The organism is Flaviramulus multivorans, assembly GCF_021728415.1.
GTDB classification, from domain to species: domain Bacteria; phylum Bacteroidota; class Bacteroidia; order Flavobacteriales; family Flavobacteriaceae; genus Sabulilitoribacter; species Sabulilitoribacter multivorans.
This window is the reverse complement of the sequence record NZ_JAKKDV010000005.1, coordinates 87,413-110,994: the sequence shown is the minus strand read 5'-3', so window position 1 is coordinate 110,994 and position 23,582 is coordinate 87,413. Positions and strand designations below refer to the sequence as shown.

Annotated in this window: 15 protein-coding genes; 13 read left to right on the top strand and 2 right to left on the bottom strand. The window is 33.5% G+C overall.

The window, feature by feature from the left end; translation table 11 throughout:
* Positions 1–14: 14 nt before the first annotated feature.
* The 8 genes from L3X39_RS11970 (at position 15) to L3X39_RS11935 (ending at position 11,493) form a co-directional block, all read left to right on the top strand.
* Positions 15–1,787: an AMP-dependent synthetase/ligase gene (locus L3X39_RS11970; RefSeq protein ID WP_237232033.1), complete on the top strand. Its 1,773-nt coding sequence runs from the start codon at positions 15–17 to the stop codon at positions 1,785–1,787.
* 130 nt (positions 1,788–1,917) lie between these two features.
* Positions 1,918–2,310, top strand: a complete 393-nt coding sequence (locus tag L3X39_RS11965; protein ID WP_237232032.1) for a DUF1761 family protein — start codon at positions 1,918–1,920, stop codon at positions 2,308–2,310.
* A gap of 118 nt (positions 2,311–2,428) precedes the next feature.
* The gene (locus tag L3X39_RS11960) at positions 2,429–2,884 is read left to right on the top strand and encodes a MarR family winged helix-turn-helix transcriptional regulator (RefSeq protein WP_237232031.1); all 456 of its coding nucleotides are present in this window, start codon (positions 2,429–2,431) and stop codon (positions 2,882–2,884) included.
* Position 2,885: 1 nt separating this feature from the next.
* Positions 2,886–5,294 (top strand): 3-hydroxyacyl-CoA dehydrogenase NAD-binding domain-containing protein, encoded by a 2,409-nt coding sequence (locus L3X39_RS11955; protein WP_237232030.1) that lies wholly within the window; start codon positions 2,886–2,888, stop codon positions 5,292–5,294.
* Between the two features lie 4 nt (positions 5,295–5,298).
* On the top strand, positions 5,299–6,489 hold the full coding sequence (locus tag L3X39_RS11950) for an acetyl-CoA C-acyltransferase (RefSeq protein WP_237232029.1): 1,191 nt from the start codon (positions 5,299–5,301) through the stop codon (positions 6,487–6,489).
* A gap of 21 nt (positions 6,490–6,510) precedes the next feature.
* On the top strand, positions 6,511–8,319 hold the full coding sequence (locus tag L3X39_RS11945) for an acyl-CoA dehydrogenase FadE (protein ID WP_237232028.1): 1,809 nt from the start codon (positions 6,511–6,513) through the stop codon (positions 8,317–8,319).
* 197 nt (positions 8,320–8,516) lie between these two features.
* On the top strand, positions 8,517–9,851 hold the full coding sequence (locus tag L3X39_RS11940; RefSeq protein WP_237232027.1) for a M28 family peptidase: 1,335 nt from the start codon (positions 8,517–8,519) through the stop codon (positions 9,849–9,851).
* A gap of 1 nt (position 9,852) precedes the next feature.
* Positions 9,853–11,493 carry a M1 family metallopeptidase gene (locus L3X39_RS11935; RefSeq protein WP_237232026.1) on the top strand — a complete coding sequence of 547 codons (1,641 nt, stop codon included), beginning with the start codon at positions 9,853–9,855 and terminating at the stop codon, positions 11,491–11,493.
* On the opposite strand, the gene L3X39_RS11930 is transcribed toward L3X39_RS11935, so the two are convergent.
* On the bottom strand, positions 11,494–14,715 hold the full coding sequence (locus L3X39_RS11930; protein WP_237232025.1) for a RemA C-terminal-like gliding motility protein: 3,222 nt from the start codon (positions 14,713–14,715) through the stop codon (positions 11,494–11,496). It abuts the gene before it with no gap.
* A gap of 303 nt (positions 14,716–15,018) precedes the next feature.
* Here L3X39_RS11930 and L3X39_RS11925 point away from each other — a divergent pair, with 303 nt between their 5' ends.
* The 5 genes from L3X39_RS11925 to L3X39_RS11905 all read left to right on the top strand — a co-directional run bounded on the left by L3X39_RS11925 (position 15,019) and on the right by L3X39_RS11905 (position 22,107).
* On the top strand, positions 15,019–15,594 hold the full coding sequence (locus L3X39_RS11925) for a YdeI/OmpD-associated family protein (RefSeq protein WP_237232024.1): 576 nt from the start codon (positions 15,019–15,021) through the stop codon (positions 15,592–15,594).
* Positions 15,595–15,779: 185 nt separating this feature from the next.
* On the top strand, positions 15,780–18,707 hold the full coding sequence (locus L3X39_RS11920; RefSeq protein WP_237232023.1) for a response regulator: 2,928 nt from the start codon (positions 15,780–15,782) through the stop codon (positions 18,705–18,707).
* Between the two features lie 310 nt (positions 18,708–19,017).
* Positions 19,018–20,064 carry a leucine-rich repeat domain-containing protein gene (locus tag L3X39_RS11915; RefSeq protein ID WP_237232022.1) on the top strand — a complete coding sequence of 349 codons (1,047 nt, stop codon included), beginning with the start codon at positions 19,018–19,020 and terminating at the stop codon, positions 20,062–20,064.
* Positions 20,065–20,076: 12 nt separating this feature from the next.
* Entirely contained in the window at positions 20,077–20,799 is a 723-nt protein-coding gene (locus tag L3X39_RS11910) for a hypothetical protein (RefSeq protein ID WP_237232021.1), read from the top strand.
* An 18-nt stretch (positions 20,800–20,817) separates the two neighbouring features.
* Entirely contained in the window at positions 20,818–22,107 is a 1,290-nt protein-coding gene (locus L3X39_RS11905) for an OmpA family protein (RefSeq protein ID WP_237232020.1), read from the top strand.
* A gap of 7 nt (positions 22,108–22,114) precedes the next feature.
* Here the strand turns inward: L3X39_RS11905 and L3X39_RS11900 are convergent, their stop codons facing one another.
* A complete protein-coding gene (locus L3X39_RS11900; RefSeq protein ID WP_237232019.1) occupies positions 22,115–23,581 on the bottom strand; it encodes a MoxR family ATPase in 1,467 nt (488 codons plus the stop codon).
* Position 23,582: the final 1 nt, after the last annotated feature.

Sequence of the window (23,582 nt, the reverse complement as noted above, 5' to 3'; positions counted from 1 at the left end):
ATACTAAAGATTGAATGACTGAAATAAAAAGACTTTTTGACTTTGCTTATTATCAATTAGAAAACAAACCTAATGCAGCAGCGCTAGTTACAAAATATAACGGAGAATGGGTTAAAACTTCAACCCAAGAGTATATTGATAAGGCTAATTGTATAAGTAGAGCTTTGTTAAGATTGGGCGTTAAAAAGAATGATAAAATAGCTGTTATTTCATCTAATAACAGAACCGAATGGAATATAATGGATGTTGGAGTTTTACAAATTGGTGCGCAAAACATCCCCATTTACCCTACTATTTGCGCTGAAGATTATGAGTATGTTCTTAATCATAGTGAATCTATTTATTGCTTTGTTTCTGATGAAGAAGTACTTGAAAAAGTTAATAAAGTAAAAGCCAACACCAAGTTAAAAGAGGTTTATTCATTTGATCATATAGAAGGCTGCAAGCACTATTCAGAATTATTTGAATTAGGTAAAGATACATCAAACCAAAATGACGTTGAAGCTAGAAAAAATGCCGTAAAACCTGAAGATTTAGCTACCATTATATACACTTCTGGTACTACAGGAAAACCCAAAGGCGTTATGCTTTCACATTGGAATATAACCAGTAATGTTTTAGATAGTTTTCCAAGAGTTCCACTAAAAGATAATAAAACTAGGGTTTTAAGTTTTTTACCCATTTGTCATATTTTTGAGCGTGTACTTATTTACATATATCAATATGCTGGAACCTCCATTTATTTCGCTGAGAGTATTGATAAAATAGGTGACAATGCCAAAGAAATAAAGCCAAACCTAATGAGTGTTGTTCCAAGGTTGCTTGAAAAAGTTTATGACAAAATCATGGCTAAGGCTGAGGAACTATCTGGCTTAAAGAAAACATTGTTTTATTGGGCTGTTAGCTTAGGAGAGCAATGGGAACCTTACAGACAAAATGGAGCTTGGTATGAATTTAAACTAAGTATTGCTAGCAAGTTGATTTTCAGTAAATGGCGTGCTGCACTAGGTGGTGAGTTATACACCATGGTTTCAGGAAGTGCTCCTTTGCAACCTCGTTTAGCAAGAATATTTTGTGCTTCTGGCATGCATGTTATGGAAGGATATGGTTTAACAGAAACTTCACCGGTTGTTTCTGTTGGAAAATATGAAGGTCATTTATTTAAAGTTGGTACCGTTGGAAAACCCATAGACAATGTGGAAGTAAAAATTGCAGAAGATGGAGAAATCTTAATAAAAGGTCCAAATGTAATGATGGGTTATTATAAAGATGATGAAAAAACCGCTAGTGTCATGACTGGTGATCATTTTCACACAGGCGATAAAGGCGAAATTGATGCAGATGGTTTTTTAAAAATTACTGGTCGCAAAAAAGAAATGTTTAAAACATCTGGCGGTAAATATGTTATTCCAACGCTATTAGAAAACGAATTAAAACAATCTCGTTTTATAGAACAGGTGATGGTTATTGGAGAAGGTGAAAAAATGCCTGCAGCTTTAATACAGCCTAATTTTGAGTTTATTAATGATTGGGCAAAACGGAAAAATATGTCTATTGGAAATTCAATTGCAGATATCTCAAACTCTGAAATCATACAATCACGAATCCAAAAAGAAGTTGATAAATGCAATGCTAAGTTTGGTAAATGGGAGCAAATCAAAAAGTTTGAATTAACTCCTGAAATTTGGTCTATAGATGCTGGACACCTTACGCCAACGCTAAAAATGAAACGAGATATCATAAAAGCGAAGTATCAACAACTTGTTGAAAAAATTTATAGAACTTAAAAAAGTTCAATATCTTATCCTTACCAATTATATTTAATTTCTACTAAATCTGTAAAAAATACAAGTATTTTTTACAGATTTAGTGTTTTTTTTATACTTTTATTTTCAACTAACTAATTAATTTAACAAAATGAAAACAAAAAGTTTCTTAATTGCAGGTGTTGTCGGCGGCATTGCCGATTTCTTATTAGGGTGGTTATTTTATGGAATGATATTTAAAAATACATTTCCTCAGCCAGATGAAAACTCTCAAGCCATGTTATTCATCTTTCTCGGTTGTTTAACTTTTGGGTTATTTGTATCTTATATTTTTACACAGTGGGCCCAAATTTCAACAGCTGTTACCGGTGCTAAAGCGGGAGCCATAATAGGGCTATTTGTTGGTCTATTTCATCACTTTTTTGATTTAGCCTTTAACCCTGATGCTGCATTTGGTTTAGTAGCTATAGATATGGCAATATCAATTGTTATGTCTGCCATTATTGGTGCTGTTATAGCGCTGGTTATTGGCAAAACACAATAACACTTTTAAAAAAATCATATTAATAATACACCTCTTATCTCAGAGGTGTATTTTTTTGCACATTTATTATGCATGCATAATAAATTTTTATTATATTTGAACACACTAATCAAACCTTATGAAAGACAAAACCATTGAATATGTACTAAGAACCACTTGGCTCGCAGTTCAAAAAATGTATAACGAAGAAGCTGCAAAATTTGAAAGTACAATGGCAACAGGTTTTACTTTATTAAGTATAGATCCTGAGAAAGGAACCTCATCAACAGCCTTGGGTCCAAAAATGGGAATGGAAGCAACAAGCCTATCGAGAATATTAAAAACTATGGAAAAAAATGATTTAATAGAAAGGCATCCAAACCCTGAAGATGGTCGTGGAGTAATTATTAGGTTAACACCCTTTGGTAGAGAGAAAAGAGCATATTCAAAAGAAAAAGTTCTCACATTTAATGAAACCATTAAAAAAAATGTTTCAGAAGAAAAGTTAAAACACTTTTTTGAAGTTTCTGAACTTATAAATGAAATGATTTCAAACAAAAAAATATACAATCAAACAGATAGTAGTTTAAAATAAAATGAATAAACGTAGAATTAAAAAAGTAGCCATAGTTGGTTCTGGAATCATGGGAAGCGGTATCGCATGCCATTTCGCCAATATTGGTGTTGATGTCTTGTTATTAGATATCGTTCCAAGAGAATTAAATGATACTGAAAAAGCTAAAGGCTTAACACTCGAAGACAAAATTGTAAGAAATCGTATTGTTAACGATTCACTTACTGCTTCATTAAAATCTAAACCCTCTCCTATTTATCATCAATCCTTTGCTAGCAGAATTACAACCGGTAATCTCGAAGACGATATTGCCAAGGTTGCCAATGTAGATTGGATTATGGAAGTTGTTGTTGAACGTTTAGATATCAAACAACAAGTTTTTGAGAAACTCGAAAAATACAGAACTCCTGGCACCTTAATTACAAGTAATACCTCAGGTATTCCTATTAAGTTTATGAGTGAAGGACGTTCTGACGATTTTCAAAAACATTTCTGTGGAACACACTTTTTCAATCCTGCGCGATACTTAAAATTATTCGAAATTATTCCTGGTCCAAAAACTGATGCTTCTGTTTTAAATTTCTTAAATGAATACGGCGAAAAATTCCTAGGTAAAACCTCGGTAGTTGCTAAAGACACGCCTGCTTTTATTGGCAATAGAATTGGAATTTTTAGTATTCAGAGTTTATTTCACGCTGTTAAAGACTTAGACTTAACTATTGAAGAAGTCGATAAATTATCAGGACCTGTAATCGGTCGTCCAAAATCTGCAACTTTCAGAACTGTTGATGTTGTTGGTTTAGACACCTTAGTTCATGTTGCAAACGGAATAAGAGAAAATTGTCCTGACGACGAACGTTTAGAACTTTTTAAACTACCAGATTTCATCAATACCATGATGGAAAATAAATGGTTAGGAAGCAAAACAGGACAAGGTTTTTATAAATTAGTTAGAAACGCCGATGGCAGTAAAGACATACTTTCTTTAGATCTCAATACTTTAGAATATAGACCAAACAAGCGTGCGAAATTTGCAACCTTAGAACTTACTAAAACTATTGATAAAGTAGTTGATCGTTTTAAAGTTTTAGTGTCCGGAAAAGATAAAGCAGGTGAATTTTATCGTAAAAGTTTTGCTGCACTATTTGCATACGTTTCTAACAGAATTCCAGAAATTACAGATGAGCTTTACAAAATAGATGACGCTATGAAAGCAGGTTTTGGTTGGGAGCACGGTCCTTTCCAGATTTGGGACGCTATTGGAGTAGAAAAAGGTATCGAGTTAATGAAAGCTGAAGGGTTAGAGCCTTCAGCTTGGGTTACTGAAATGTTAGCTTCAGGTACCAACTCTTTTTATACAGTTAAAGAAGGAGCTTCCTATTTCTATGATATTCCATCAAAAATACAAACTAAAATTCCTGGTCAAGATGCGTTTATTATTTTAGATAATATCAGAAAATCAAATGAAGTATTTAAAAACTCAGGAGTTGTTATTGAAGATTTAGGGGATGGCATCCTAAATTGTGAGTTTCAATCTAAAATGAACACTATTGGTGGTGACGTTTTAGCTGGATTAAACAAAGCAATAGATTTAGCGGAGAAAGATTTTGCAGGATTAGTTATCGGAAATCAAGGTGCAAACTTCTCAGTTGGTGCCAATATTGGTATGATTTTTATGATGGCTGCAGAGCAAGAATACGACGAGCTTAATATGGCTATAAAATACTTCCAAGATACTATGATGCGTATGCGCTATTCAGCAATTCCGACAGTTTCTGCTCCTCATGGTATGAGTTTAGGAGGCGCTTGTGAGTTATCTATGCATGCTGATAAAGTTGTAGCGGCGGCTGAAACTTACATGGGGCTTGTTGAGTTTGGTGTTGGTGTTATTCCAGGTGGTGGAGGTTCTAAAGAAATGGCATTAAGAGCTCAGGATTTATTTCGAAAGGGTGATGTTGAACTGAATATTCTTCAAGAGTACTTCTTAACAATAGGTATGGCTAAAGTATCAACTTCAGCATACGAAGCATTTGATTTAGGTGTACTTCAAACAGGAAAAGATTTAGTAGTTGTAAATAAAGATAGGCAAATAGCTGTTGCCAAAGCGCATGCAAAATTAATGGCAGATGCAGGCTACACACAACCAGTTAAACGTAAAGATATAAAAGTACTTGGTAAACAAGCATTAGGTATGTTTTTAGTTGGAACTGATGCTATGGAAGATAGTAATTATATCTCTGAACATGATAAGAAAATCGCAAACAAATTAGCATATGTAATGGCTGGTGGCGATTTATCTGAACCTACACTTGTAACAGAACAATATTTGCTAGACCTAGAGCGTGAAGCCTTTTTATCATTGTGTACAGAAAGAAAAACCTTAGAACGTATCCAACACATGCTAACTAAAGGAAAACCATTAAGAAACTAAGAAAATGAAACAAGCATATATAGTAAAAGCATATAGAACGGCCGTTGGAAAAGCTCCAAAAGGTGTGTTCCGTTTTAAAAGAACTGATGAATTAGCTGCTGAAACTATTCAGTATATGATGAAAGAACTGCCAGAGTTAGACAAAAAACGAATTGACGATGTTATAGTTGGCAACGCCATGCCTGAAGGTTCTCAAGGACTGAATATGGCAAGATTTATTTCTTTAATAGGATTAGATAGTGTTGATGTTCCTGGTGTTACTGTAAATCGTTTTTGTGCTTCAGGCATCGAAACTATTGGAGTAGCAACGGCAAAAATTCAAGCAGGAATGGCAGATTGTATTATTGCAGGTGGGGCAGAAAGCATGAGCGCTGTGCCGATGACAGGGTTTAAACCAGAGTTAAACTATGATACCGTTAAAGCGGGTCATGAAGATTATTATTGGGGTATGGGAAACACAGCCGAAGCTGTAGCGAAACAATTCAAAGTATCTCGTGAGGATCAAGATGAGTTTGCCTTCAATTCACACATGAAAGCTTTAAAAGCGCAAGCCGAAAATCGCTTTAAAGACCAAATTGCTCCTATAGAAGTAGAGCAAACATACCTTGATGAAAACGGAAAAAAAGCAACTAAAAAATATACCGTAACAAAAGATGAAGGTCCACGAGCAGGAACCAGTATTGAAGCCTTGGCTAAATTACGTCCTGTATTTGCGGCAAACGGGAGTGTAACCGCTGGAAATTCATCACAAATGAGTGACGGTGCAGCTTTTGTTATGATTATGAGTGAAGATATGGTAAAAGAACTAAAGCTTGAACCCATCGCACGATTGGTAAATTATGCTGCGGCAGGTGTAGAACCTAGGATTATGGGTATAGGTCCCGTAAAAGCCATTCCGAAAGCGCTAAAACAAGCAGGTTTAAAACAAGCAGATTTAGAGTTAATTGAATTAAACGAAGCTTTCGCTTCTCAATCACTAGCTGTAATCCGAGAATTAAACTTAAACCCTGATATCATTAACGTAAATGGTGGTGCTATTGCATTGGGTCATCCCCTTGGATGTACAGGTGCTAAACTATCCGTTCAGTTATTTGATGAAATGCGCCAACGTAATATGAAAGGTAAGTATGGTGCGGTAACTATGTGCGTTGGTACGGGTCAAGGTGCCTGTGGAATATTCGAATTTTTAAATTAAAAACTTAATACTATTATAAAAATGGAAGCAACTGAAAAAGACATCTTAAGAGGAGGTCAGTTCCTAGTTAAAGAAACAAAATGCGAGGACGTATTTACTCCTGAAGATTTTTCGGAAGAACAAAAGATGATGAAGGAAGCGGTAATGGAATTCAATGAACGTGAAATCATTGCACACAAACCTAGATTTGAAGCTAAAGATTATGCATTAACTGAAGAAGTGATGCGTAAAGCTGGAGAGCTTGGTTTTTTAGGTGTTGCTGTTCCTGAAGCTTATGGTGGATTAGGAATGGGATTTGTTTCTACTTGTTTAACATGTGATTATATTTCAAGTGGTACAGGTTCGTTTAGTACCGCATTTGGTGCTCACACCGGTATTGGAACTATGCCAATCACCTTATATGGAACTGAAGAACAAAAACAAAAATATGTTCCGAAATTAGCCACTGGTGAATGGTTTGGTGCTTATTGTTTAACAGAACCAGGAGCGGGATCTGATGCCAATTCGGGCAAAACAACTGCTGAATTATCTGCCGATGGTAAATCATACAAGATTAACGGACAAAAAATGTGGATTTCAAATGCAGGTTTCTGTAGTTTGATGATAGTTTTTGCCCGTATTGAAGATGATAAAAATATTACTGGGTTTATAGTTGAATACGATGCCGCTAATCCAAACGGAATCACTTTAGGAGAAGAAGAGCATAAATTAGGTATTCGTGCGTCTTCTACACGTCAAGTATTTTTTAACGATACTGTTGTTCCTGTAGAAAATATGTTGGCTGGTCGTGGTGAAGGATTTAAAATAGCGATGAATGCTTTAAATGTTGGCCGTATAAAACTAGCTGCAGCCTGTTTAGATTCTCAAAGAAGAATTTTAACTACTGCTGTTCAGTATGCAAACGAGCGTAAACAATTTAATACGCCTATTGCAGATTTTGGTGCTATTAAAACAAAATTAGCTGAAATGGCTGCAAGTGCATATGCAGGGGAATCTGCCACATATAGAGCTGCAAAAAATATTGAAGACCGTATTGCATTGCGAGAAGCAGCTGGTAATTCACATCAGGAAGCCGAACTTAAAGGTGTTGAAGAATATGCCATTGAATGTTCTATTTTAAAAGTTGCAGTATCTGAAGATGTTCAAAACTGTGCAGATGAAGGTATCCAAATTTTTGGTGGAATGGGATTCTCTGAAGAAACTCCTATGGAAGCTGCTTGGAGAGATGCACGTATTGCTCGTATTTACGAAGGCACAAATGAGATTAATAGAATGCTCTCAGTTGGAATGCTAGTTAAAAAAGCTATGAAAGGTCATGTTGATTTGCTAGGTCCTGCACAAGCGGTACAAGAAGAATTAACTGGAATTCCTTCTTTTGACACGCCTGATTACTCTGAATTATTTTCAGAAGAAAAGGAGATGATTAAAAAGCTTAAAAAAACCTTCTTAATGGTTGCTGGCGGAGCCGTTCAAAAATACGGCCCTAAACTAGAAGACCATCAACAACTATTAATTGCTGCGGCCGATATTTTAATCGAAATATATTTAGCGGAATCTGCAATTTTAAGAACCGAAAAAAATGCAAAACGTTTTGGTGCTGAATCACAATCTGCTCAAATTGCGATGGCAAAATTATACTTATATCATGCTGTAGATATTGTTGAAGAAAAAGGAAAAGAAAGTATAATATCTTTTGCGGAAGGCGACGAACAACGTATGTTACTTATGGGTCTTAAGCGATTTACTAAATATGTAAACTATCCAGATATTGTAGATTTACGTATTGAAATTGCAGAAAAGGTGAAAGCTGAAAATAAATATTGTTTTTGAGTATAACTCAAAAATGTTGTGACTAACTCAAATTTGTAAAAACGCTTCGAAATAAATTTCGAGGCGTTTTTTATTTTCATTATTTTAGTTGAAATTTAAATTATGAAAGCCCATAATGGGTATTTAAAAGATGGCAACCAATACCAACCGATATAACTAAAACGCTGATTATTACCGATTAGTAAAATTTTAAATAGATGAAGAAATTAATTTTTAGTACCCTTTTACTTTTAAGTTATTTAGTTAGTGCCCAAACTAGCGAGAAAATTTATGAAATTATCGATGCCGTTTCAGCTCAAAGAATAGAAAAAGACATACAAACTTTGGTAAACTTTGGAACGAGACACACCTTAAGCGATACCATTTCAAATACGCGTGGAATTGGTGCTGCTAGACGTTGGATAAAGCAAGAATTTGAAACGATTTCAAAGTCCTGCAACAATTGCTTGGATGTGTTCTATCAAAAGAATTTTATAAAAAAAGGTGCAAGTGACCGTATTATTAAAGATGTTTGGGTGGTAAATGTTGTAGCTATACAAAAAGGCACAAAATATCCAAACAATTACATTATTATGAGTGGTGACATCGATTCTCGTGTTTCTGACCCTAATAATTACAAATCGGATTCACCTGGAGCTAACGACAATGCCTCTGGAATGGCAGGCTCCATTGAAGCTGCTCGTGTTCTTTCAAAATACAAATTTGAAAACAGTATTATTTATGTGGGTCTTTCAGGAGAAGAACAGCGTTTATTTGGAGGAAAAGGTCTAGCCAAATATGCACTAGATCATAATTGGAATTTGGTTGGAATTCTCAATAATGATATGATTAGCAATATTACTGGTGTAGATGGCATCATTGATAATAGAACCTTTAGAATTTTCTCTGAACCCATCCCACCTACAGAATCTGAAGAAGAACGTGAAAACCGTCGAAAATATGGTGGTGAAGTTGATGGCATTTCAAGGCAGCTTGCTCGCTACATTCATAAAAATGTAAAAACCTATATGCCAGAAATGAACCCAATGATGGTGTACAGATTAGATAGGTTTGGTCGTGGTGGTCACCATCGTCCGTTTAACGATTTAGGCTTTGCTGGAGTAAGAATTATGGAAGCTCATGAAAATTACACCCAACAACATCAAGATATTCGAGAAGAAAATGGTATTAAATATGGTGATGTGATTGAACATGTTAACTTTGATTATGCAAAAAAATTAACTGCTGTAAATGCCATTAACTTGGCTAGTTTAGCTTGGGCGCCACCCGCTCCTGAAAATGTTGCTATTGGAGGTATTGTTGAAGCTTCAGTAAAATTAAAATGGGATAAAGTAGATGGTGCAAAAGGATATAAAATCTATTGGAGAGATACCACCTCGCCCACTTGGGATAATAGTAGATATGTTGGTGATATTTCAGAATTTACGCTTGAAGGTATCGTGATTGACAACTACTATTTTGGGGTAGCTTCAATAGGTGACGATGGATTTGAAAGCGTTGTTGTATTTCCTAATAAAATAATAAGAAATTAAAATGAAAAGAAACTTAATTACAATAACTCTGTTTATCATTTCTCTTACATTAAATGCTCAGGATTTATATTCTGAAACATCGAAATTTACAAGGCAAGACACTTTAAGAGGCAGTATTACACCTGAACGTGCATGGTGGGATTTAACCTTTTATCATTTAGATATTAAAGTGAACCCTGACGAAAAATATATTTCAGGAAAAAACACGATTCAATATAAAGTATTGGAAGAGCACTCTGTGATGCAAATTGATTTACAGCCACCATTAAAACTAACAAAAGCTATTCAAAACGGTAAAGAATTAAATATTTTACATGAGGGTAATGCGCACTTTATAACATTGGTTGATAGTCAAAATATAAACGAAATAAATAGCATTGATATATATTACGAAGGCAACCCAAAAGAAGCTGTTAAAGCACCTTGGGATGGTGGCATATCTTGGAAAAAAGACGCTAATGGTAACCATTTCGTAGCCTCATCGTGTCAAGGTTTAGGTGCCAGTGTTTGGTGGCCTTGTAAAGATCATATGTATGATGAAGTGGATAGCATGCAAATAAGTGTTAACGTACCTGATAAATTGATGAACGTTTCAAATGGTAGATTACGTAAAGTTGAACAAATTGGTGATACAAAAACCTACACCTGGTATGTAAAAAACCCGATTAACAACTATGGAGTAAACATAAACATTGGTGACTACGTAAATTTTTCTGAAGTATATGATGGAATGGCTGGCAACTTAGATATGGATTATTATGTTCTGCGAGATAACCTTGAAAAAGCAAAAGAACATTTTAAAGATGCACCAAAAATGATGAAAGCTTTTGAGCATTGGTTTGGTCAATACCCGTTTTACGCTGATAGTTTTAAACTGGTAGAAGTCCCTTATTTAGGCATGGAGCATCAAAGTTCGGTAACTTATGGTAATCAGTACAAAAAAGGCTATTTAGGACACGACTTGTCAGGAACAGGATGGGGCTTAAAATTTGATTTCATAATAATCCATGAAGCAGGCCATGAGTGGTTTGCTAATAGTATCACTTACAAAGATGCTGCAGATATGTGGATACATGAAGGGTTTACAGCTTACTCAGAAAACCTGTTTTTAGATTACTACTATGGGAAAGAAGCTTCGGCTGATTATGTTATAGGAACCAGAAGCAATATTCAAAATGACAAACCTATTATTGGCACTTACAATGTAAATGATGAAGGTTCGGCAGATATGTATTTCAAGGGTGCTAACATGCTACACACACTTCGCCAGCTTATTGAAGACGATGAAAAATGGCGACAAATTTTACGTAAAATGAATGTTGAATTTTATCATCAAACAGTTACCACTAAACAAATTGAAGATTTTTTAAGTAGAGAAACTGGCATCGATTTAACCGAGTTTTTTGATCAATATTTAAGAGATTCTCGTATTCCAACTTTAGAATATAAAATTGAAAACAAAGAGCTAAAATACAGGTGGACAAACATTGTTGATAAATTTGATATGCCTGTTCAAGTAACCATAGATGAAAAAGAACAATGGCTGTACCCCAAAGCGGATTGGAAAACGATGCCATTGAACTCTAATAATACTACGTTAATTGTAGATCGTGATTTTTATGTATATACTAAAGAGCTTTAATTAGTTCACTAAAACCTTTTTAGAAATTTCCCCATATTCTGATTCTAGTTTAACAATATAAACACCTGAAATTAAGCCAGTAATTTTATTGCTATATCTATCTCCTTTAAACTCCATTTTATCATCGTAAATTGACTGAGATAAAATATTATACATTTTAATGGATTTAATGGTTTTTAATTGGGGGTTATTAATATTCAAACTTTTGGTATCATTGTCAAAATAAACATCAAGACCTTTCATGCTTTCTGCAATAACATCGTTACTTAATGTTTTTTGATTTGAGAAAACCATGTCAAATCTATTTAAATGTTCACCCTTAGTAAGTGTAACCTGATAATCACTTTCTCTAAGATTATGATAAACATTTAAGTCTTTATCATGAATAAAAATATTTAAACTTTCGTCTACATTTTCAAGTTTATCAATTGTAATTGTATTTATACCATCCGATTTTGAATGCAATCCTAATGGAAAAACACTAGTTTCATTTATTTCATCTACACCTTGTATTACATATTTTTCATTATCTAGCATCCAATACATATCATCAATTTGCGTATCATTGTAAGGTGCATCATAACCCCAATCTTTCCCTTTTGTGGCACTGCTATCAACCGTTACTAAAAGCTGGCGATGAATTTCATTTACTGAATTAAAACCAAGTCTTATCTTGGTTCTTTTATCTAAAGACTCCTCATTTTTAACATTCTTATTTTTACTGTTTGACGATTTTACAAAAAGTGAATTTGTGCCATCTTCCTTTTGAAAAACTCGTTGTCCATTATTAAATTTTATCGTTCCGTTTGTTTCGGCTGTTACAAAAAAACCTTGTCCAACAGGTATATAACGTCCTGGTGTTTTGGTCGGTGTTCCACCAGTAGCCACATCAGGATCATTAGTTCCTTTTGAAGCCGAAGGAACTCCACCCGAGAGTGTGTACGTAGCATATCCTCCTTGATAGTCTCTCAAATTATGGGTGCCACCACCCCAATGTTCCCAAAAATAAAGTGTTCCATTTATTATTGGACCAATATCTGTTCCGGCAATCGTTGGTCCGTTATCTCTTATAAACTGTTCTGCATCAATCGCTGATGGATATGGATTACCTACTAAATAATCGTTCCCAGCATTTATAGTTAAACTAATATCTCCATTGTTTGGTTTACCTTCTAAAAGGTAATTTTGATTTGTATTTATTGAGCCCGTTCCTGGACCTTTCATTGTGAACCCCTCTCCTGCTTTTAATGTTCCTGTACTTCTCACATGTTGCCATTGAGAATAGTTATCACTTTGTTTATTATTAAATTTCCAAATCCAATAATCTGAAACTTGTAGTGGAGAAGAACTACCATTATATCCGGTAGTTTTAAATCCAACATTCGTAAAAATATCTGTTACTTTAAAGCTGTTGTTATTTGTTGAATTATTTGATTTACCCACTGGCGATGACCAATAATTATAGGTGTAAGTATCAGCAGTTCCTTGTTGATCTTTTTCTAAAGTTCCTGAACTTGATGAATCTAATATACTCCCAGTTGATTGAATTAATTGGGATTCACCTTCTAAATCAATTTTACCGTTTAATTTTATATAATATGAATTGTAAAAGCCTACATCGCCGATAACTTTAAGTTGAGCGTCGTTGTCTACAATTAAGCCCAAAGTTTTGTGCGTGGTACTAGTTTCTAAATTTCCTTTGATTTGAACAATGGCGGATTCTGGGTGTACCCCAGTAATATCCCAGACATTACCATATTCCCAATTATTAGGGTTAGACCAATCCCCGTTACAAGATTCAGTAGTTACATAAGGTAAAGGAGCTGTTCGTTCTTGGTAGGTTCTCATGTTATTTAGTTTACCAGCGACACCAGCATTTGATGCATCAGGTGTAAAACCAGTTTCAATAATGCCCATTTTGTAATAAAGCTCTAGGTTACTCCATAATAAACCTTCAATATCTAAGGGTATTACAGACCCTCTTACGTTACCCAAATGGTTTTCAACTTCTTGGTTTATTTGCTGATGAAGTTGATTTAAATTAAGTGCTTTATTATAAACTCTGGTTTCATAAATGGAACCTTCAAAATAATTATTATCATTTTGACTATTTCTACCAATCTCAAATTCATGAACAGAATTCCAAGAAGGCTGGTTGCTCAGACTTGTCCCCGTTAATCCTGTAAATTTCCATACAGAAGTTCCATTTAAAAACAGTTCTAGGCTTCGGTCACTTCCGCTGTAAATGACTGCGACATGATACCATAATTCAGTATTTAAAACAGGTGCATTTGCATTTGGTGTAGTTGCTTCAGAGGTACCACCAGAACTTGTTTTAACAAATGCTTTTAAGCGTCTATTACTATCTAAAAATAACCTGAAATTTCGCTGACCCATAATATCGCCACCATCAAAATTACTATCTAGTTTTATCCATGACATCATTGTAGCTTCAGGTTTACTTCCTAAAAAAGCAGTTCTATTTATATAATCATTAACGCCATCAAAATCTAATGTTTGCGGTAAACAAAAACTGAAATTGCCTAAACCCGACCCATGAATATTATTTGGACTACATATTGAACAATCTTGCCATACAAAAGTAACGCTGGTAATATAATCTGTATCTGAAAAATTTACTCCAACAATGGCATTTGTACCACTAGTTGAACTTGAATTAGCATCTACCACACCAGTAGTATTATTAGAGGTATAAGATGGATTGGATGAATTTGTAAACGTTGGTCTAATAGTTGCCCCTGAGGTAGTTTGAGCATAAATAGTATACTTATCTCCATTTGGTCCAGATTGATTTACATGATGCATATCAAAAGAGAGTGCATAAATAGGAGAACTAAAAGTAAAAGTACAAGTAATTCCAGTTGATGAAAACCCTCTGGTATATAAGTCTAACCCTTCAAATAAGTTACTAGAAGAGTTGCCCACTTTTGGGGTTTGAGTACCATCCCAAACTCCTAATGCATATGTATCACCTGTAAACTGAACATTAATATCAATACCAGAATTATCTACATTATTAAAAGTGTTAGATAAAGATCCTGGAGCCCAATTATACTCGTTTGGAGCCGATGGATTTCTGGACCAATCTAAAGTGAAATTTTCACCACATGCTGGTTCAGAGTGTAATTGTGCATGATTGTTTAACGATGCAAAAAAACACAATATAAAAATTGTATATTTTAAAAGAGTAATGTTTTTCATGATAATAGCTTTATATTATTTTCCTCAATATTCAGATTTAATTATCTGATTTTAAATGTTTTATAAACTTCAATAATTTACGACCGTTACATATAGAATAATTATTCTATAAACAGTTAGTGCTTCTTTGAGGGATAATACTTAACTATTATGAGAAGTATTTTTAAGATTAATTAATGTTTACTTAAATCAAAAGAGATTCATGTCTACACCATACCTACGAAAAAATGCTTGATGAGGTTTTCTAAAAACGATAATAGGGCAATATGTTGGATGAGTACTTTTATTTTATATTTGTTCACCATGAAGAATATCGAGGAACATTATTTTAAATCTGATAAAGAATGGCGCACGTGGTTGCACGAAAACCATAATACATCAAAAGGTGTTTATTTAATTTTTTACAAAGTGGCTCATGAAAATGATAGCATGCGTTGGGAAGAAGCTGTTAAAGTAGCCTTATGCTATGGATGGATAGATTCCACGGTAAAAAGTTTAGGCAATGGGAAACGCAGACAATATTTTACCCCCAGAAACCCAAAAAGTGTTTGGAGTGCACTTAATAAAAACTATATTGAAGTGTTAATAGCTGAAAACTTAATGCATGAAAGTGGTATAAAAACCATTGAAATTGCTAAGCAAAATGGTAGTTGGACTGCTTTAGACGATGTTGAAAATGGTGTTATTCCTGATGACTTACAATTAGAATTTGATAACAATAATGTTGCTTTTCAAAACTATCAAAACTTTGCTCCTTCATACAGAAAAAGTTATTTGTATTGGTTAAATCAAGCCAAACGTGAAACTACCAGACAAAAGCGCATTAATGAAATTATTGAATTGTGTGCAAATAATATAAAGAGCAAAGGTGATTGGTAAAACTTATCTCTACAAAATCAAAGTTATTGAGCAATTTCATATTTAGCGTCGTAATTATTGTAACATAAATTGTTACAATATTCCAAAATTTAATTTTAGTAAGTGTTTTTAAAATAACTATATTTATAATTATTCGAAAACTTTGAAAAGTGAAACCCTCTGTCATATATATACTATTATTATGCATGTTTACATTTTATGGTCAAGAGGAACGAAAAATTGATTCGCTTAAAAACATCATTGCAAATACTGCAATAGATTCAACCAAGGTGTTGGAATATTTAGAATTGGGCAACCTATTTTCAGATAAAGATTCGTCCTATAAATACTATCAAAAGGCGCTCATATTATCCAGAAAAAAACGGTTTCCAAAGGGTATTTCACATAGCTTGGTAAATATAGCTATTTGGAAAAACCGTTATGAAAATAGTGATTCAGCTTTGGTTACGTTCAAAAGAGCAATTAAAGAGCTTCATGAATATGATTTTCTCCCAGGTATTGCAAATCACTATTTAAGGTTAGGCGATAGATATGCTCGAGAAAGAGAACTTGATTCTGCAACTAAATACAAAAATTTAGGCTTTGATTTAGCCTTTAAAAGTAAAGACCCAAGTGTAATGCTTACCGCTATTATTATGGGCGGACAAAACAAAATTACAGGTAAAAATACTCATGAGTCTGCCTTAATTAACTACCTCAAAGGTGATAGTATATGTAAAACAAACAACAACGCCTACTATAGTCGAAAATGTGCAGACATCTATGAAAAAATAGGTAATCTATTTTTTAATTTGACTGAATTTGAAAAAGCTAAAAAATATTATTATGAAGCTAAATCAATACATGAATTCCTAGGGCATCCAGATGGTTTAAACGATATTAACTTTTTGATCAGCGGAATTTATAGAGAGCAAAAAAAATATCATGAAGCTTTAAATTATATTGATCCGGTAATAAAATACTATAGACTAGAGATGCCCAATAATGTAAATCTGATTCAAGCTTTGCCAGAAAGGGGTAATATTTATTACAATTTAGGCCAACTAGATTTAGCAGAAAAAGATTATTTAGAGTTTCTAGAAATGGCTAAACAAAGAGAGAACAATTTCTATATCAGTCGTGCAAATATTAGTCTTGGAAATTTTTATTACAATATAAACTATTATAAAAAAGCCTTACTATATTCACAGCAAGGATTCAATCTTGCCAAAAATAGGAAAGATCTAAGAAGTCAACTTTTAGCAATCAAGGTCATGATTAAGGCGAATAAAGAATTAGCCAATTACAAAGATTTATCCGAAAATTGGGAAAATTATGTCCAATTGAGAGATTCTTTCGACTATGCTAAACTACGAACTCAAGTCAATGAACTGGAAACCAAATACCAAACCAAAAAAAAAGAACAAGAAATAGCACTATTGACCTCTCAAAATGAATTAATTGAACAACAGAAAAAAAATCAACGAAATTTACTTCTTGCCGGTATTGGATTAACGTCACTTGCAGGTATGTTTTTCTTCTTTTTATACCAAAATCGACAAAAAACTAACAAAAAGTTAAAGGAAATAGATAAACTGAAATCCAACTTTTTTGCAAACATTTCGCATGAATTTCGTACACCCTTAACTTTAATTTCAGCACCTATTGAAAAGAAATTAAATTCAAAAAAACTGAATGATACCGATCAAAAGGACTTTGAAATGGTTCAAAGAAATTCAGCTAGATTGCTTAACTTGGTAAATCAATTACTTGATCTTTCGAAATTAGAATCAGGTAGTTTAAAATTACATGTAAAACAAGGGAATTTAACAAAACTACTAAAATCAATCACATCATCGTTTTCTCATTTAGCTGAGCAAAAACAGATTAAATACAATGTGCAAATTGAAGACTTTGAAAGCGCATGGTTTGATAGAGATGTTATAGAAAAAACAACAATTAATTTGCTCTCTAATGCATTTAAATATACTCCTGAAAATGGTAAAGTGAGTTTTAATGCCAAAAAAGAAAATGATAAATTGGTAATGCTCGTTGAAAATAATGGAGCGCTTCTTACAAAGGATAAAGTTGCAAAAATTTTTAACCGCTTTTATCAAGGCGACGATTCTTCTGAAGGTGTTGGAATTGGATTGTCATTAGTAAAAGAATTAGTGAGTTTTTCAAATGGTAGCATTACCGTTGAAAATAAACGAGATGAGAACATTCAATTTAAAGTCGTTTTACCAGTTCAAAAGAAAGACTTTAAGATAGAAGAACTTTCCATTGAAAATCATGACGATGATTTTTCATTAGCAAAAACCAATCAACAGCAAAATGTAATTACAGATGTTGATGAAAATGAGCTTTTAAATGAGGATAATCCGTTACTTTTAATTGTTGAGGATAATGCTGATGTAAGAAGTTTTATTAAAAATTCGTTCTCTGAAAAATATAAGGTTATAGAAGCCGAAAATGGGAAAATTGGTTTAGAAAAAGCACTAGAATTTATACCAGATATCATCATTTCTGATATTATGATGCCAGAAATAGATGGAATGGAGCTTTGTAAACATCTTAAAGAAGATGAACGAACTTGCCATATACCCATTATTTTATTGACGGCAAAAGCAGGTGAAGAAGACCAATACAAAGGACTGGATACGGGTGCAGACGCCTACATAACAAAACCATTTAAACTACGTTTAGTAGAAACTAGAGTACAAAATCTTATTGATTCTAGAAGGAATCTACGAGAGCGGTATAGTCAAGAGGTTATTTTAAAACCAAAAGATTTAGTCATCACTAATTTAGATGAACAGTTTTTAGAAAAAGTACAAAACGTACTGGACGAAAAATTAATCGAATCGTCTTTCACTTCCGAGGAGTTTAGTAAAGCAGTAGGCATGAGCCGTATGCAATTGCATAGAAAATTAAAGGCTCTAACCGATTTATCAGCTTCAGAATTCATCCGTTCTCAACGCTTAAAATTAGCTATTTCTTTACTTGAAAAATCTGATGTTAACATTTCTGAAATAGCATATAAAGTAGGCTTTAACGATCATGCCTACTTTAGTAAGTGCTTTAAAGAGGCTTATGGTTGTTCTCCTTCCGAATATCATAATAACAAAACATAATAATCTGTATATCAGATTATTACACTCCTTGTTACATATTTTATAGTCTTCGATACATCCGTCATAATCCACTATACTTTCATTATTTAAGTTTGTTAAAGCAAATCCGCATCACTTTACTTTGGGTGCCATAAAACCTAAATATTTTTCCCTACATCATGAAAAAAAAAAGATATGAGGGTAGCATAGAAAAAATAGCAACTTATAAAATTTACTTAAATATAAATCATTTAGAAAAAGGTAAATACAAGCTTAAAATTATACATAAAAACAAAATTGTTAAGACAACGAATTTTATAAAAAAATAATCATGAAAACCCATATGTTTATAGCATTCCTAATAATGCCATTTCTTGTTAATTCCCAAACCACCGCCATACCAGATCCAGTTTTTGAAAGTGAACTAATAGCTTCGGGAATAGATACTAACGGTATGACTGGCAATATATTAAACTCGGATACTGAAGGTGTAATTAATTTATTCTTAAGAAATAAAGGCATTTCTGATTTAACTGGCATTGAGGCGTTTGTAGACCTTGTAATGTTAGATTGCGAGGATAACCTATTAACTACCTTAGACCTTACTTATAATACAAATCTTAACATTTTGGACTGTAATGGAAATCAACTTAACAATCTTAATATAAGTGCAAATACTATGCTTGAACAACTCGCATGTATGGATAATGATTTAACGACCTTAAATCTATCAAACAATACAATGCTGAGTACTTTAAGCTGTTATAACAATCAACTTGAAGTACTTGACCTAACCAACAATTCAGAATTATATCAAATAGTTTGTCACGACAACGAACTAACCAACATCACTTTCCCTTCAACACAAAACAACCTACAGATAGTTTGGTGCTATAATAACCAATTAACAAATCTGGATTTAACAACAGCTCCAGCATTGGCTACACTTCGGTTTGAAAATAATCAGCTTACTTTCTTAGATCTGCGCAATGGAAACAATACGAATATCCATACCATGGATGCCAGAGGAAATCCAAATCTAGAACTTATTTGTGTTGATAATATTGGGTATTCAAATTCGGCAATAAACTGGACTAAAGATACCACTGCAAACTATAGTGAAAGTTGCACTTTAAGTCTAGAAAAAAATGAAAGTGAAACAATAAAAATCTACCCTAATCCAACAAAATATATACTTACCATTACTTCTACTACCGAACCTTTAAAAGAAGTAAAAATATACAACAACTTGGGTCAATTAAAAGATATAAAAACTGAAACATTAATTAATCTCTCAAATTATTCTGCGGGCATCTATTTTATAAAAATTGAAACAGTATCTGGTAAACAAACCATACATAAAATCATTATTAATTAAAACTTTAATATTATGAAAAATTTAAAAATTTTACTCGTATTACTTACTGTTCTGCTTCTTTCATCAGGGCATTCATTTTCGCAAAATTGTAAAGCAATAGATGCAAACCGATTGGCACTACCAGTGTTAAGAAAACAAATAGCAACTATGGAAATTGTTTTAAACAGAACCGATTCCTACATCAAATTAAACAATCAAACGATCAAGTTCGATATGGGAGAGCATGAAGTACAAGGTCCTGCTCGCAAATGGATTTATTATGTAAATGACGTACAGTCAATTCGAGGAAAAAATAACCTAAGCTATGAAAACGGACAATTTTATCTTACAATAGAGTTTGAAGGTAATGAAAGTGAAATTAAAGGAAAGTGCCCCGGTTGCATGAAAGGACGTCGTGACAAAAGAGCACCTGATTTTAATTGGAAATCACCAAGAATTGCAAAAATAAGGTTAAAACCAATTGCCTACAATGGTTCCATTGCTTTTAATGTTGAAAAAGTAGACCTCATCGGAAAGTTTGAAATGGGTGGTAAACTTGACATTTTAATACCCATGTTAAATGCCATTGAAATAAAATTAAAAAATGAGATAGAAAAACAAACACGAAAAATTTTAAATCTACCTCAAAATAAAGCAGCAATGGCAAAAGCATTTGAAGGGTTTGTAAAAATGAACAGGCTTGAGAGGGTTTCCAGCGTATACACTTCAGGCAATAAGCTGTTTTTTTGTGAATAATTATAATTCAATAAAATTATGAAAACAACAGTGCTTATTATTATAGGATTATTTCTTTTTGGAAGTATAGAAACAACAGAAGCTCAACTTCTTAGAAAACTAAAAAAAAGAGCTGAAGAAGCTGCAAAAGAAACCATATTACAAAAAGTAGAAGAAAAAGCTGCTGAAAAGACTGGAACAATTATGGACACCATTCTTGATGCTGACAAAAAGCTTAAAAAAAAGAAAAAAAGCATACCTTCTGAAAATCATGAAAATGGCTCAGAGGATAATGACCTTTATGAAGATGAAGAAACTTTAGATACTAGTAGTTTAGAAGTCTATTCAAAATTTGACTTTGTTCCAGGAGATACCTTATTGTTATTTGACGATTTTTCGGAAGATTATATAGGCGACTTCCCCTCAAAATGGAATACCAATGGCTCCGGGGAGTTAGTCGAAATTGGCAATAACGGAGATAAATGGTTACAAATGCGACCTGGTTATAACATCTTCTATATTCCAGATTTACCTAATTTACCAGAAGATTACACGATAGAATTTGACCTATTGGCTGATGGTATTGACCAAAAAACAAGTTCTACTGCGGTCCTTAGAGTAGGAGTGTCTGATAACAACAGCTTTACATGGGGAAACCGTGCTACTGTTGATATTCCATTTTGTCAATACGCTCCAGTTGGATTCTTTGTTAGAAATGGTGGTGATATAAATACTTCTATACAGGGTGATATTCGTGAGAACGTATTATATCAACCACATATATCAATTGCAGTAAATAAACAGCGGTTTCGTCTTTGGGTAGATGAAGGTAAGTATGTAGATATTCCAAGAATGATTCCATCGAATACGAAACCCACAACATTAAAATTTGAACTTTTACAGTTTAAAGATGGTAAAGAACGGCTTTTTATAAGAAATCTAAAGGTTGTCGAAGGAGGTGTTGATTTACGTAAACAATTGATTGAAAAAGGGCGTTTTTCAACAAATGGTATTTTATTCGATTCTGGTTCTGCCACAATTCAACCACAATCTTACGGTATCATCCGTCAGATTTCACAAGCTTTACAGCAAGACGAATCCATGCATCTTAATATTATTGGACACACAGATGCCGATGGGTCAGAAGAAACTAATTTGATTTTATCTAAAAATCGGGCAGAATCAGTAAAGGAAGCTTTAATCAAAGTTTATAACATTTCGGGTGAAAGACTAGAAACTGAAGGCAAAGGAGAAAGCCAACCAGTTGCAGACAATTCTACTACCCAAGGGAAAGCGAAAAACAGAAGAGTGGAATTCATCAAAATTTAAATTAGTACTAAATACCACTTATAAAGCTACCATAAGGATCTTTAAATTGAATACCTTCCGAAAAGCGATACTTACTTAATTGTTTAAATTCAACGAGTGCCCATAGTATAAATTCTTTAACAAAATAGCTATCGCTTTTTGATAGGTTTGGTTGATATGCTCCTATCAAATCATCTAATGGAGAAATAGCATCCAATAGGGTTTTATATTCTTTATCCCTCAATTCATCTAAAAGTTCAAAACCTTCTTTTTGATTAAAAAACCATGAAATAACATCATCATAAGGACCTTCATCTTCCTGCTTTTTTAATTTTTCCACCTTTGGAAAAAACTCAACAAATAGACTTTTTACCGCTTCACCTATCAAATTATAAGCTACTACCGCTGCGCCTTCTTGTTCGCCTTCATAAACTAATTCTACTTTACCGGTTATAGATGGAATAATCCCAACAAAATCACTTAACCGTACCGTAGTTATTTTATCACCCGCTAATAAAGCACGTCTTTCAGCAGTACTCAACAAGTTTTCCAAAGCCGTAATACCCAATCGGGCACTAACGCCACTTTTGGCATCAATAAATTCACTCTCCCGTGCTTCAAAAACAATTTGTTCTAGTAAATCTCTGGCCAAATCTGGCACAATAACTGCTGTTTTTTGAGCTTCGACTACCCTAGCTTCCTGCTCCGTAATCAATCTAGCTGTTTCAATGTCAACAGGGTAATGTGTTAAAATCTGGCTACCAATTCTATCTTTTAAAGGCGTTACAATACTGCCTCTATTGGTATAATCTTCAGGGTTTGCAGTAAATAGAAACTGAATATCTAAAGGTAACCGCAACTTAAAGCCACGTATTTGAATATCCCCTTCTTGTAAAATATTAAATAAGGCTACTTGAATTCTCGCCTGCAAATCGGGCAATTCGTTAATAACAAAAATGCAGCGGTTGGCTCTAGGAATCATACCATAGTGAATAACTCTATCATCTGCATAACTTAGCTTTAAGTTTGCTGCTTTAATAGGGTCCACATCTCCAATAATATCAGCAACTGTTACGTCTGGTGTTGCCAGTTTTTCAGCAAAACGTTCGTTTCTATGTAACCAAGTAATGGGGGTATTATCGCCTTTTTCTTTAATCAATTCTACTGCATATCTAGAAATAGGATTTAGTGGGTCATCGTTAATCTCAGACCCTTCCACTACAGGAATATATTCGTCTAAAAGATTAAGCATCAAACGGGCTAATCGCGTTTTGGCTTGCCCACGCAATCCTAATAAATTAATATTATGACGTGATAAAATAGCGCGTTCCAATTCAGGGATTACTGTATTTTCATAACCATGAACACCTTCAAAAGTGGTTTCTTTATTTTTTATTTTATGGATTAAATTATCTCTTAATTCGTCTTTTATGGACTTACTTTGATATCCAGCTTTTTTTAACGCTCCTAAAGTTTTGATGTTTTCTATTTTCATA

Bases quoted from the DNA above. Each gene is read 5' to 3' on its own strand.
- L3X39_RS11970 (WP_237232033.1), top strand. From the start codon at position 15: ATGACTGAAATAAAAAGACTTTTTGACTTTGCTTATTATCAATTAGAA.
- L3X39_RS11965 (WP_237232032.1), top strand. From the start codon at position 1,918: ATGAAAACAAAAAGTTTCTTAATTGCAGGTGTTGTCGGCGGCATTGCC.
- L3X39_RS11960 (WP_237232031.1), top strand. From the start codon at position 2,429: ATGAAAGACAAAACCATTGAATATGTACTAAGAACCACTTGGCTCGCA.
- L3X39_RS11955 (WP_237232030.1), top strand. From the start codon at position 2,886: ATGAATAAACGTAGAATTAAAAAAGTAGCCATAGTTGGTTCTGGAATC.
- L3X39_RS11950 (WP_237232029.1), top strand. From the start codon at position 5,299: ATGAAACAAGCATATATAGTAAAAGCATATAGAACGGCCGTTGGAAAA.
- L3X39_RS11945 (WP_237232028.1), top strand. From the start codon at position 6,511: ATGGAAGCAACTGAAAAAGACATCTTAAGAGGAGGTCAGTTCCTAGTT.
- L3X39_RS11940 (WP_237232027.1), top strand. From the start codon at position 8,517: ATGAAGAAATTAATTTTTAGTACCCTTTTACTTTTAAGTTATTTAGTT.
- L3X39_RS11935 (WP_237232026.1), top strand. From the start codon at position 9,853: ATGAAAAGAAACTTAATTACAATAACTCTGTTTATCATTTCTCTTACA.
- L3X39_RS11930 (WP_237232025.1), bottom strand. From the start codon at position 14,715: ATGAAAAACATTACTCTTTTAAAATATACAATTTTTATATTGTGTTTT.
- L3X39_RS11925 (WP_237232024.1), top strand. From the start codon at position 15,019: ATGAAGAATATCGAGGAACATTATTTTAAATCTGATAAAGAATGGCGC.
- L3X39_RS11920 (WP_237232023.1), top strand. From the start codon at position 15,780: ATGTTTACATTTTATGGTCAAGAGGAACGAAAAATTGATTCGCTTAAA.
- L3X39_RS11915 (WP_237232022.1), top strand. From the start codon at position 19,018: ATGAAAACCCATATGTTTATAGCATTCCTAATAATGCCATTTCTTGTT.
- L3X39_RS11910 (WP_237232021.1), top strand. From the start codon at position 20,077: ATGAAAAATTTAAAAATTTTACTCGTATTACTTACTGTTCTGCTTCTT.
- L3X39_RS11905 (WP_237232020.1), top strand. From the start codon at position 20,818: ATGAAAACAACAGTGCTTATTATTATAGGATTATTTCTTTTTGGAAGT.
- L3X39_RS11900 (WP_237232019.1), bottom strand. From the start codon at position 23,581: ATGAAAATAGAAAACATCAAAACTTTAGGAGCGTTAAAAAAAGCTGGA.